Below are 12,146 nucleotides of genomic sequence, written 5' to 3'. Positions count from 1 at the left end.
ACGGCCTTGCGGCAAACGCAGCTTCGCCGCGCCAAAGCCGTCGGAAACTCCCCATGCGCATCCGAACCGCGCCAGCCAGGCTAGCCCTTTGCGGCGTAGATCAGCCTTCCGGTCCCCAGACCTTCCAGCACCGCGCCCAGGCTGGCCGGAGAGACCGCAAAGCACCCCAGGCTGCGGCCCAGCTTGCCAGTGCTGGCGACAATCTCCGGACCGACATAGGCCGCGGCATGGACGACGATGGCGCGGCTTTCTGCATTGCCGTTTTCCGGATCAAGCCCGCTCAACCGCATCGACCGGCCATGCTTGCCGGTATATTCGGCCCCCGTGGCAAAGGCTCCGCTGGACGAGGCGAGCGATCCAGGTTCGTTCGAAAAGCGCAAGGCCCAGCCGGTATGCGTCGGGTCCGATCCCCGGCCATGGGCGACAAGGTGCGGCTGGCTGGTCCCTGATGCGACATCAAGGATGAACAGGCGCGGTGCCGAGGACGGCCAGGTGAAATCGACGATGCCGATCCGGTCGACATGCATCAGCCGAGCCCGGTGCTGTTCGAGCGCTGCGAGCGCCTGGCGTCTGACTGCAGGCGAGAGGGCCGGAAGCGATGGGAGGGCAAATGCTGCTCCGCCCGACGCCAGCACTGATGCCGCCGCGCCGCTGCTGATGAACTGCCGCCGCGAAATGTCTGTTGTCATGAAGGCACATTAGGCCCGCTGGACGCGATGACCTAATGCCGGATGCTCCTGCGGGCGCGTTTGCAGTGCGGGCTGGCGCTGTCCGGGCGGTTGATCCACCCGCATGCGTAGTTTCCGACCCTGTTGCTCGGCCAGCAACCTGCCATGATCACGCGCGAGCGATCATGCCACCCGCCCACAGACTGGATGGACACCCATGCCGACCGATACGGATACATTGAATCAGGTGATGACGACGCATACCGGATTTTGCTTCACGGTGCGCCCTGCCCAAGCGTCTGATGAGGCCCTGCTCGCTGAGTTCTTTACGCATGTCGCGCCCGACGATCTGCGCTTCCGGTTCCTGACGGCGCTCAATACCGTGCGCCATGACCAGCTCGTTGCGATGACCGATATCGACCATCGCCTGACCGAAAACTTCCTCGCCTTTGTCGATGACGGTGCGGAGATCATCGCGACGGCCATGCTGGCCTGCGATGCAGCGATGCAGACAGGCGAGGTCGCCATCTCCATCCGTTCCGACTACAAGGCGCGCGGCGTCAGCTGGGAATTGCTCGGCCATGTGGCTGGCTATGCCAAGGCAAAGGGGCTCAAGGTGCTGCAATCCATCGAGAACCGCGCCAACCATGGGGCCATCGACATGGAACGCCAGATGGGATTTACCGCCCGGTCCTATCCGGGGGACGCAACCCTCGTGCTGGTCGAGAAGCAGTTGAACCCCGCATGAGACGCGCCCTCACGGCGCTGGCGCTTCTGGTGCTCACCCCCGGTGCACCGCTGCAGGCCCAGACGCCATCGATCGCCACCGATGGCGCCATCGAAGCGCTCAAGCCCGGCGAGTTCCTCTGGGCCCCGGCGATTGCACCAGAAGGACCGGTGACGATCATCATCAGCCTCACCGCCCAGCGGGCCTATGTGTACCGCAATGGCCTGCCGATCGGCGTGTCGACTGTTTCGACCGGAGCCAAGGGACATGAGACCCCCACGGGGATTTTCGTGATCCTGCAAAAGGCGGAAAAGCACCGGTCCAACCTGTACAGCAATGCGCTGATGCCGATGATGCAGCGGTTGACCTGGGACGGGATCGCCATGCACGCCGGAAACCTGCCAGGCTATCCCGCATCGCACGGCTGCATCCGGCTGCCGCTGCCCTTTGCCAAGCTGCTGTTCGGCGTGACCGACCTTGGGCTTACGGTGGTCATTACCGACGATCCGCTGGCCCCTGAAATGACCGCAGCACCGGGCCTGCTCGACAACCGGCCGGATGATGACCGCAGCCGCGAGGCCAGGTTTCGCTGGCAACCCGGCAATTCGCCCGCCGGCCCGGTCTCGATCATGGTCAGCGGACGCGATCGGCGCATCGTCGTCTTGCGCAACGGCATCGAAATCGGATCGAGCGCAATCGCCATCGACGGCCCCGTGACCCGTACCGAGGCCTTCACGCTGGACCGGGTCGATACCGAGGGCCCCCATTGGCTGCGGTTGCCACTGCCGGGCACCGCACGCGCCAGCGCGGCCGAAATGACGCCGCAGGAAAGCGCGCGCGGACATTTTCCCGATGCCTTTCGGCAGCATATCCGCAGCGTCATCGGTCCAGGCACCACCCTGCTGATCACGCGCGATTCCATGCGAAGCTCCGGCACGGGCAAGGCGATGACCATACTCACCGGCGAGGATCCGTGACCTGCCGAGGCGCTGGCCTTCCAGACAGGCGCCGCCGCGACCGGTCCTTCTGCAGGTCAAGGCCCATCCGCAGCAGCCAGCGCCCGTTCGATGCCGTTTGACAGGTCCCGCGCGAAGAACGGCTTTTCCAGCACGATCGCCTGCCCCGCCAGAGTCCGGACAAGGTGCTTGTCTCCGGTGACATATATGTGCGGGACAAAGCCCTGCTCCAAGATGGTGTTCATTGCGGAGACGCCGCTGCCTTCGTGCAGGCCGGCATCGACGATGATCAGGCCGGGCTCGTACGCCCGTGCCATGGCCACCGCGCCCGCCTCGGTCGCCGCCACGTCGCACACGCTGCAGCCCAGCTGCTCGACCAATTCGGTGAGCAGCATGGCGATCAATACTTCGTCTTCGACAATCAGCACGCGAACGGCCGGATCCATGATGCTCTCCCCTCGATCATCCTCGATCGACACCGAGGCTTAGCACGGGCACCCGCGGAGAAAGCAGCATCGGAAACTACCCAGCACCTGGCTGCATCGACAGCTTTGGGCGGACATGTTAGGGACGACGCTTCTGTCAGCGCAAAGGCAGCCCTCGTTCGGAAGGTCTTGCCTTGTGCCAGAAATACATCCCCACCCAGAAACGCCGCAGGCTGACGCACCGGTATCTTCTGAAGTCGCTGTTCCGGCCCGGGCTGGCGGCTTTCCGGTTGTCGGCATTGGCGCTTCGGCAGGCGGTCTGCATGCGCTGACCCGCCTGGTAGAGGCTTTGCCGGTGGATGGCGGCCTTGCTTACATCCTGGTCCAGCATCTCGATCCGCACCACGACAGCCTGCTGGCAAGCCTTCTGGCACAGCACAGCACATTGCCCATCGCCGAAGCGAGCGAGCGGACCATCCTGGCGCCCGACCATATCTATGTCATTCCGGCAGGGCAGTATCTTTCCGTCGTCGGTGGCGCGCTCCACCTGCAAAAGCCCGTGGTGCCGCATGGCACGAGAATGCCGATCGACTTTCTGTTTGAAACCATGGCCCAGGACCTGGGCTTGCGTGCTGCGGGCATCGTTCTGTCCGGGACCGGTACCGACGGAACCAAGGGCATCGAGGCAATCCGTCAGCATGGCGGCTATGTCATGGTCCAGGATCTCGCAGAGGCTGAGTACGACGCCATGCCGCAAAGCGCTGCCGCCGGAGGCCATGTGAACCGGGTTCTGTCCGTGGCTGCGATGCCCATGGCGCTTCTCGAACATTTCAGGGACCCCGCGGGCAAGGCCGGTCCGGAGGCGGACACACAGGCTGCATCGCTTGCTGACATCATCGATCTGCTGCGCCAGAAGACCGGTCATGATTTCACCCATTACAAGATGGGCACCCTGCATCGCAGGATCGAACGCCGGATGGCATTGGCATCCATCCCCCTGAAGGAAAGGGCGCGTTATCTGGCGATGCTGGACAGGGAGCCTGCAGAACGCGACCTGCTTGCGAGCGACATGCTGATCAACGTCACCAGCTTCTTCCGCGACGCCCATGTCTTTGATCTGCTTGCAACGACCATCGTGCCGCACATCGTCGACCAGCATCCCGAGGGCGAACCCTTGCGCCTATGGGTTGCAGGGTGCAGCACCGGCGAGGAAGCCTATTCGCTCGCCATGGTCTTTACCGAGGGGATCGCAGCGTCCGGGCGGACGATCAAATTGTGCGTGCTCGCGTCAGACGTCGATGCTGATGCGGTGGCTATTGCCCGCGCGGGCCATTATCCCGACAGCATAGCGCAAGATGTGTCGCAAGATCGGTTGGCGCGGTTCTTCTGCAAGGATCGGTCGGGCTATAGCCTGGTTCCTGAATTGCGGGCGGACATTGTCTTTTCGGTGCAGGACCTGCTGGCCGACCCGCCATTTTCCCGGATCGATCTGGTGTCATGTCGCAATCTCATGATCTACCTCGGCCCTGATGCCCAGGCCAAGGCCATCGGGCTTTTTCATTTTGCCCTGGTTCCCGGCGGCACGCTGGTGCTGGGCACATCGGAGACGATCGGTCACGCCCAAGGACAGTTCACGCCGATCGCCAAGGCCGAGCGGATATACCGGCAGATCGGCAAGAGCAGGCCTGGCACCTTTCTGTTTTCACGCCATCCACGCGATGGCAAGCAGCCCTTGACGGCTGCGGAACAGGCAGAAGCGACGGCACGACAGCCGATCTTGGCCGAGCTGTGCCGCCGGCTGGTGCTGGAGCGGCTGGCCCCCACTGCAGTGCTGATCAATCGCCGGTACGACTGCATCTACTCGCTGGGCGCGACCGAGCGATATTTGCGGGTTCCGCCGGGCTATCCCACCCACAGTCTGCTGGCGATGGCCGCCCCCGGCCTGCGCGGCAAGCTTCGCGCCGCGATTGAAAGCGTCGATCGCGCAACCCCGCACCGCGTCGCTGCTGGTGGCCGTGCAAAGCGCGATGGCGTGTCGATCCCTTTCGACCTCGACGTCCGTCTCGTCATGCATGACGGCGAAGAGCTGCTGCTGATCGCCTTTATCGACCGTCACGGCCCTATGCCCAAGGCCGGCACCGCACCCGCGGCTGCCGATCGCCCAGCTGTGGCAGAGCTGGAAACCGAACTTGATCTTGCGCGCACCGAATTGTCGGCAGCCCTGCACGACCTCGCGGTGTTCGACGAGGAGCATCGCGCGGTCAGTGAAGAGGCGCTGTCGGTCAACGAGGAATATCAGTCGACCAATGAGGAGCTGCTCACCTCCAAGGAAGAACTGCAATCGCTCAACGAGGAGTTGACCGCGCTCAACAGCCAGCTGCAGGAAACGCTCGAACGCCAGCGCACAACATCGAATGACCTCCAGAATGTGCTCTACAGCACCGATGTCGCCACATTGTTTCTCGACGCCCATCTGAACATCCGCTTCTTCACCCCGGCCACCACGGCCCTGTTCCACTTGATCCCCGGCGATATCGGGCGGCCCCTGTCAGACCTGCGCACCCTGTTTTCCGATCCCGCGCTTGCCGATGACGCTCGCGCTGTCCTGCATGACAGCAAGGGGCGCGACTGCGAGGTGGAAGCGTCCGGCGACATCTGGTTCATGCGGCACATCCTGCCTTATCGGACCGACACGGACGGCGTGGAGGGTGTCGTGATCACCTTCACCAACATCACCGAGAAGAAGAGTTCGCGCAGCGCGCTCGAAGCGGCCAAGCGCGAGGCCGAACAGGCCAATCTTGCCAAATCGCGCTTTCTCGCCGCTGCCAGCCATGATCTGCGCCAGCCGCTGCAATCGCTCGCGCTGCTGCAGGGCCTGTTGCTTGCCAAGGTGAAGGATGAAAGCGCGCAGACCCTGCTGGGGAGACTGGAGCAGACGCTCACCACGATGTCGGGCATGCTCAACACGATGCTGGACATCAACCAGATCGAGGCGGGGATCGTCCAGCCCCGTCCGGTCGATTTCGTCATCGGCGATCTGATGCGGCAAGTCGCTGGGGAATTCGTCGATCAGGCCCAGGCGCAAAAGCTTGACCTGCGGATGGTGCACAGCAGCCGGGTGCTGCACAGCGACCCGGCGATGATCGCGCAGATGCTGCGCAACCTGGTTTCCAACGCTCTCAAATATACCCAGCGCGGCAAGATATTGCTTGGCTGCAGGCAGCAAGGCGACATGTTGCGTCTGGAAGTCTGGGATACCGGCGTCGGTATCGCGGCATCGCAGCTTGAAGCGATCTTTGATGAATATCACCAGCTCGACAATGCCGCGCGCGAGCGCAGCCTGGGGCTGGGCCTGGGGCTGTCGATCGTACAGCGGCTGGGTGTCCTGCTGGACCACAGGGTCGCCGTGCGATCGACGCCCAGAAAAGGGTCGGTATTCTCGATCGAAGTCGCAGCGGCGAGGATCACGGCTCCGCCCGCTCCACCGGGTGGGGCGCGGCTGGACCAGCCACTGCCTGCGCCAGGCAAGGCAGGCAGCGCGTCCATTCTCATCGTCGATGATGATCCCGATCTGCGCGATCTGCTGGCCCAGCTTCTGGGCGAACAGGGCTATCGCATCGCAACCGCCGCAGATGCCAGGGCAGCGCAGGATATGGTTGCATCCGGCGCCTGCCTTCCGGCGCTTGTGCTGACGGATTACAATCTGCCTGGCGGGATGGATGGCCTGCGGCTTGTGGCCGGGCTGCGCAAGATGCTGGGAGAAGCGCTTCCAGCGATCATCCTGACCGGCGACATATCGACCACGACCCTGCGCGATGTCGCGGCGCGGGGGTGCCTGCAGCTCAACAAGCCGGTAAAATTCGATACCATGGTCCAGGCGATCCAGGCCTTGCTCCCACCCGCCAGCAACGCACAGCCAGTTGTTTCCTCGCCCGTCGTTCCCTCGCCCGCCGCTTCCTCCGACGCGGCAACCATCTATATCGTCGACGACGACAGCAGCGTGCGGCTCGCCTTGCGCGACCTGGTCGAACTGCAGGGGCACCGTGTCGCGGATTTCGGCACGTGCGAGGCCTTTCTCGAAACCTTTCGGCCAGGCGGCCAGGCCTGCCTGCTGATCGATGCGTATCTTCCCGGTATTGACGGCATCGCCTTGCTCCGCCGCCTCAAGGCCGAAGGCCATCACCTGCCGGCGATCATGATCACCGGCAGCAGCGCCGTTCCCATGGCGGTCGAAGCGATGAAGGTTGGCGCGATCGACTTTATCGAAAAGCCTGTGGCCCGCGATGCGCTGATGGCCAGCATCAATCGCGCGCTGGAACTGTCGCGGGATTCAGCGAGACTGGCGGACTGGCAGGCCGATGCCATCGGGCACCTCAAAGGGCTGACGCCGCGCCAGCATCAAGTGATGGAAATGGTCCTGGCCGGCCACCCCAGCAAGAATATCGCCGCCGACCTGCACATCAGCCAGCGGACGGTGGAAAATCACCGCGCATCCATCATGCGCAAGACCGGCGCATCCTCCCTGCCGGCGCTGGCCCGGCTGGTTCTGGCAGCAGGCGCGCCTTCGCCGACCTGACAGAAGGCCTGACGCCGGCCGCGGCATCCGCGCTGGATCGCCGCCTGCATGGCCCGGGTCATCGCCGTTTTCCGCGCCGTGCCAGGGCTGACCCTGCCCCCAACGTACCGCGCCTATCCCATGATATGGTAGCATGACGCATGGTGTATCGGCCGCGCTGCGGTTGCCGCATGCCCCTCACACAGGCTGCCCCGGTTATCGGCAGCCGGAGCATTGAGGGGAATGATCATGAAATTCAGCCTGGCCGGTGCCGCGCAGCGCCTTCCGCATCTGGCGCTCGTCGCCGCCGTTGCTGCTGTGACACCCGTCGCACCTGCCTCTGCCCAGAGCGGGCTGAGCCCGGTGGCGAGCGAAGGCGCGTCCTGCCCGGCAGGCTGGTCTTATGCGCCGGCGGTCAACAGCCGCATCAATACCGAAACCTGCTATCCCACCGGATCGAACGCGCGCGAAGTCTATCGGCGCAAGGGCGGAGAGGCGTGCCGCCCGGGGTATAATACCGGCACCTCGTGGTGCGAGAAGGCACCGCCGGTCTATGTGCAAAAGGGCACCACCGATCCGTTGACCAAGCAGAGCAAGGCCGATCGTTGCCCCACCGGATGGTTTACCACCGGCGACGGGCTGACCTGCGTCACCACGCTCAGCCAGCCGACATCGTCGCGCGCCAAGACCGGCAAGGCCTGCGCGGCGGGCGAGGTCGACGAATGGGGCAAATGGTGCACGTCGAACTATGAAACCATCGACGCCGGGCGGATCCGGGGGGCGGCATTGCGCGATTACAACACGATGTACGCGCACAATCGCGGGGTGGTCGTGGCAACGTTCGCGGGCAATGATCTCGATGAAAAGCTGCTCACCCCGGTCCATCGCAAGCTCTTCGGCGATGCGCCGGTGAGGGATGAGCCCGAAGCCGCGGTGGCCACCGCCACGGGCAACGCCGATCTGCCGCAAAAGTCGTGCGATACCGAAGCGGCGCAGGGCGCTGCGATCGGCGGCGCGGTTGCCGGACGCAAGGGCCAGGCAATGGGCGCACTGGCAGGCGCAGCGCTTGGCGCGGCCAAGAAGAAGAAAAAGGGATGCTGAATGCCCGAATGCTGAGTTCAACCCGACCGTGAACTCATCATGCGGATGATGGCTGCGAAAGGCTAGCCGGCCACCATCCGGTACCCCGTGCGCCGCATGGCCAATGGCTGTGCGGCGCACACCCGATCACCATTTCATGCCCATGCTGAAGGGACCAATGCCCATGATCATGCCCAGACACCTGGTGCCTGCAGGCCTTATGCTTGCCCTGTCCGCGCTGATGGCGGGCCCTGCCCTGGCCGAATTGCCAGCCCCGGTGCTGGTGCAGGTCAGCCCGGCGGAAAACACCGCCGCGAGTGTTCCGGTGACCGAATTGCGCTTCGAATTTGCGGACGACGTCCATCTGTTCAACGTGCAGATGGTGAAGATCTTCGAGGAGCGCGAGGAGCGCTATGTGCTGTTCCAGACCGGCGGTGCCTATATCCGCGCGCGCAGCTTCGTATTTCCGTTGCAGCAGCCGATCACCCGCGATGGAACCTATCGCATCCAGGTCATGGCGCAGCCGGTCGATAACGGCCAGTCGCTCTCCACCGTCTATGAATTTACCGTCGGCGCGCCCACCCAAAACGATCCAGCAGCGGAGTAAGGCCATGAAACGGCATTTTGCATGGCTATGCGCCAGCCTTGTCGCCCTCGGGGCAACGGAAGGACTGCGCGCCAACGACACCGTCGCCGCAGTCAATCTGGGCGGGCTGGAGCTGTCACCTTCGGCCGCCGTCGAGATGGAGAGCGAGGACCTGTATCTCTCCGAAACGCGGGTCAGGGTCCGCTATGTCTTCGCCAATAACAGCTCGCAGGCCGAGCACCTGATGATCTCGTTCCCTCTGCCGGTACCAAGCGAGCGCGAGCTGGAAGAGGCGCAGGACACCGGAATGTATCAGGACTGGAGCCAGCTCGACTTCCAGACGCTGATCGATAGCAAGCCTGCCCCGCTGGAACGTTATGACGTGCCGATGGTGCGCGGAAAATCGGTCGAGGCGCGGCTCAAGCAGCTCGGCTATCCGGTGCTCCACTGGCGCGACGAGGGCCTGTCCGCCAGGCTCAACGCCCTGCCCGATCAGGTGGCGAGCGCGCTGGTGGCAGAAGGCATTCTGATCGACGATGCCGAAAGCGGCGGCGGCGCGGTGCGCAACCTGCGGCCCGGCTGGGTGGTGCAGACGCATGTCACCCGTTTCCAGACTTTTCCGCCCGGATCGAAGGTCACGGTCGAGCACAGCTATCGGCCGATGGTCGGCGGATCGGCCAGCGGATCGCTCAACCGCGACTATCGCGAGATGGCGCTCAAAGGACCCGACGGACTGGCAGCGCCCTATTGCATCGACCCGGCGTTCCTGGCGGCCTATGACCGGCGCGTCTATGGCGGCAAGGCCAATGCAGAGCCCGACCCCGACATAACCCCCGTGCAGACATGGTTCGGCTATGTGCTGAAAACCGGGGCGAACTGGCTCGGGCCGATCCGGAACTTCCGGCTGGTGGTCGACAAGGGCCGGCCGGAAAATCTTGTCAGCTTCTGCATGGACGGCGTGAAGAAGATCAGCCCGACCCAGTTCGAGGTGGTCAGGACGAATTTCGAACCCACGCGTGATCTGGACGTGTTCCTGGTGGAGTTCATCGTCAATGGCGAGGGCCGCTGACCGCTGACCGCCGAACGCTGCCCCTGCTGCGCGTTCTGGCGAACTTGTGGTCGCAGGTGCACGAACAGGTGCCCTTTATACAAGACCGGGCGGTGCCCCGGGTGCTTGATGGCGCTTCCCCATCCAAGGACCCGCGAGCATGACCCAGATCACCCGCCGCTCGGCGCTCGCCGGTGTTGCCAGTTCAGCCCTGCTGAACGCCACGGAGAGCTTCGCCATGCCTGCAACCGCCACCGTCATCGTCAACGCGAAGGTGACCACGCTCGATCGCAGCAACCCGGTGGCGCAAGCGGTCGCAATGCGCGGCGGCACCTTCCTTGCCGTAGGCAGCGAGGCGCAGGTGCGTGCAGCGGCAGGGCCGGGCGCGGTGGTCATCGATGCCAAGGGCCGCCGGCTGATCCCCGGCTTGATCGACAGCCATATCCATGTGATCCGGGGCGGTCTGAACTATAATATGGAATTGCGCTGGGATGGCGTGCCCAGCCTGGCCGACGCGATGGCGATGCTGAAGCGACAGGCCGAAAACACCCCTCCCCCGCAATGGGTGCGCGTTGTCGGCGGCTTTACCGAGCATCAGTTCGCGGAAAAACGCCTGCCAACCCTTGCCGAGATCAACGCCGCCGCCCCCGACACGCCGGTGTTCATCCTGCACCTGTACGACCGCGCGCTGCTCAACGCGGCGGCGCTGCGTGTCGTCGGCTATACCAAGGATACGCCCGACCCTCCGGGCGGCGAGATCGTCCGCGATGCCAGCGGCAACCCCACCGGGCTGCTGCTCGCCCAGCCCAATGCGACGATCCTCTATTCCACGCTGGCCAAGGGGCCGAAGCTGCCCGAGGATTATCAGCGCAACTCCACCCGACATTTCATGCGCGAGCTGAACGGCCTGGGGGTCACCAGCGTCATCGATGCGGGCGGGGGCTTCCAGAACTATCCCGATGATTACCGGGTGATCGAACGGCTGCATGCCGATGGCGAGCTGACGCTGCGCATCGCCTATAACCTGTTCACGCAAAAGCCCGGCGAAGAGCTGCGAGACTTTGCGAGCTGGTCGACACAGGTAAAGCCCGGCGATGGCGATGACAGCTATCGTCACAATGGCGCAGGCGAGATGCTGGTCTATTCGGCCGCGGATTTCGAGGATTTCCGCGTCGAGCGGCCCGACATGCCGCCGAGCATGGAAGGCGATCTGGAACCTGTCGTCCGCCTGCTCGCCGAGCGGCGCTGGCCCTGGCGGCTGCATGCAACCTATGACCAGACGATCGGCCGCGCGCTCGACGTGTTCGAAAAGGTCAATCGCGACATTCCGCTCGCGGGGCTCAACTGGTTCTTCGACCATGCAGAGACGATCAGCGATCGCAATATCGATCGGATCGCGGCCCTGGGCGGCGGCATCGCGGTGCAGCACCGGATGATGTTTCAGGGCGAATATTTCGTCGAACGCTATGGCGCCAGGGCGGCCGAGACGACCCCGCCTATCCGCCGCATGATGGAGGCCGGGGTTCCAGTCGGCGCGGGCACCGACGCGACCCGTGTGGCCAGCTACAATCCCTGGGTGTCGCTCGCCTGGCTGGTCACGGGGCGCACGCTGGGCGGCATGACCCTTTACCCGGTCCGCAACCGGCTGGACCGCGAAACCGCCTTGCGGCTCTGGACCGAGCGCAACACCTGGTTTTCCAGCGAGACGGGAAAAAAGGGTCAGATCATTGCCGGCCAGCTCGCCGATTTCGCGCTTCTGTCCGACGACTATTTCACTGTCCCCGAAAGCGAGATCGTGCACCTGCGATCGGTGCTCACTGTGCTGGGTGGCAAGGTCGTGCATGGCGAGGGCGATTTCGCGCCGCTCGCCCCTGCTCTTCCTCGCCCGATGCCGGACTGGTCGCCCGTCGCCACCTTTGGCGGCTATCACCGCACGCCCGAAGCCGCCGCAAAGCTGGCATCGGCATGCGGCTGCGGAGCGGGCTGCGCGGTGCACGGCCATGACCATGCCCGGGCGCTGGCAACGCCGGTGGCGGCAGGCGATGTGCAGAGCTTCTGGGGCGCGTTCGGCTGCGGCTGCTGGGCTGTGTGATGAGCACGC

Annotated in this window: 9 protein-coding genes; 7 read left to right on the top strand and 2 right to left on the bottom strand. The window is 64.3% G+C overall.

Going from position 1 to position 12,146, the window contains the following annotated elements:
* Nucleotides 1–80: 80 nt before the first annotated feature.
* Nucleotides 81–689: a murein L,D-transpeptidase catalytic domain family protein gene (locus OU999_00115; GenBank protein ID WAC23638.1), complete on the bottom strand. Its 609-nt coding sequence runs from the start codon at nucleotides 687–689 to the stop codon at nucleotides 81–83.
* A 196-nt stretch (nucleotides 690–885) separates the two neighbouring features.
* Between OU999_00115 and OU999_00110 the strand changes: the two genes are divergently transcribed.
* Together OU999_00110 and OU999_00105 are read left to right on the top strand one after the other, a co-directional pair.
* Nucleotides 886–1,416, top strand: coding sequence for a GNAT family N-acetyltransferase (locus tag OU999_00110; protein WAC23637.1), 531 nt, complete (start codon nucleotides 886–888; stop codon nucleotides 1,414–1,416).
* On the top strand, nucleotides 1,413–2,372 hold the full coding sequence (locus OU999_00105) for a L,D-transpeptidase (protein ID WAC23636.1): 960 nt from the start codon (nucleotides 1,413–1,415) through the stop codon (nucleotides 2,370–2,372). Before OU999_00110 ends, OU999_00105 begins: the two co-directional genes overlap by 4 nt.
* Before the next feature lie 56 nt (nucleotides 2,373–2,428).
* Here the strand turns inward: OU999_00105 and OU999_00100 are convergent, their stop codons facing one another.
* Nucleotides 2,429–2,797, bottom strand: coding sequence for a response regulator (locus OU999_00100; GenBank protein ID WAC23635.1), 369 nt, complete (start codon nucleotides 2,795–2,797; stop codon nucleotides 2,429–2,431).
* Between the two features lie 175 nt (nucleotides 2,798–2,972).
* On the opposite strand from OU999_00100, the gene OU999_00095 reads away from it, so the two are divergent.
* The 5 genes from OU999_00095 to OU999_00075 all read left to right on the top strand — a co-directional run bounded on the left by OU999_00095 (nucleotide 2,973) and on the right by OU999_00075 (nucleotide 12,137).
* A complete protein-coding gene (locus OU999_00095; GenBank protein WAC23634.1) occupies nucleotides 2,973–7,352 on the top strand; it encodes a response regulator in 4,380 nt (1,459 codons plus the stop codon).
* A 228-nt stretch (nucleotides 7,353–7,580) separates the two neighbouring features.
* Nucleotides 7,581–8,432, top strand: coding sequence for a hypothetical protein (locus tag OU999_00090; GenBank protein WAC23633.1), 852 nt, complete (start codon nucleotides 7,581–7,583; stop codon nucleotides 8,430–8,432).
* Between the two features lie 163 nt (nucleotides 8,433–8,595).
* Complete coding sequence (locus OU999_00085; protein WAC23632.1) at nucleotides 8,596–9,018, top strand: hypothetical protein; 423 nt, start codon at nucleotides 8,596–8,598, stop codon at nucleotides 9,016–9,018.
* A 4-nt stretch (nucleotides 9,019–9,022) separates the two neighbouring features.
* On the top strand, nucleotides 9,023–10,066 hold the full coding sequence (locus OU999_00080) for a DUF4424 family protein (protein ID WAC23631.1): 1,044 nt from the start codon (nucleotides 9,023–9,025) through the stop codon (nucleotides 10,064–10,066).
* Between the two features lie 139 nt (nucleotides 10,067–10,205).
* Nucleotides 10,206–12,137, top strand: coding sequence for an amidohydrolase (locus tag OU999_00075; protein ID WAC23630.1), 1,932 nt, complete (start codon nucleotides 10,206–10,208; stop codon nucleotides 12,135–12,137).
* Nucleotides 12,138–12,146: the final 9 nt, after the last annotated feature.

The organism is Blastomonas sp. SL216 (genome assembly GCA_026625625.1).
Lineage (GTDB): Bacteria > Pseudomonadota > Alphaproteobacteria > Sphingomonadales > Sphingomonadaceae > Blastomonas.
The sequence above is the reverse complement of the archived record's forward strand: the minus strand, read 5'-3'. Positions and strand labels throughout refer to the sequence as shown.

What these genes read in the sequence shown, in the direction of transcription:
- OU999_00080 (WAC23631.1), top strand. Translation starts at nt 9,023, where the DNA reads ATGAAACGGCATTTTGCATGGCTATGCGCCAGCCTTGTCGCCCTCGGG.
- OU999_00110 (WAC23637.1), top strand. Translation starts at nt 886, where the DNA reads ATGCCGACCGATACGGATACATTGAATCAGGTGATGACGACGCATACC.
- OU999_00075 (WAC23630.1), top strand. Translation starts at nt 10,206, where the DNA reads ATGACCCAGATCACCCGCCGCTCGGCGCTCGCCGGTGTTGCCAGTTCA.
- OU999_00085 (WAC23632.1), top strand. Translation starts at nt 8,596, where the DNA reads ATGATCATGCCCAGACACCTGGTGCCTGCAGGCCTTATGCTTGCCCTG.
- OU999_00090 (WAC23633.1), top strand. Translation starts at nt 7,581, where the DNA reads ATGAAATTCAGCCTGGCCGGTGCCGCGCAGCGCCTTCCGCATCTGGCG.
- OU999_00115 (WAC23638.1), bottom strand. Translation starts at nt 689, where the DNA reads ATGACAACAGACATTTCGCGGCGGCAGTTCATCAGCAGCGGCGCGGCG.
- OU999_00100 (WAC23635.1), bottom strand. Translation starts at nt 2,797, where the DNA reads ATGGATCCGGCCGTTCGCGTGCTGATTGTCGAAGACGAAGTATTGATC.
- OU999_00105 (WAC23636.1), top strand. Translation starts at nt 1,413, where the DNA reads ATGAGACGCGCCCTCACGGCGCTGGCGCTTCTGGTGCTCACCCCCGGT.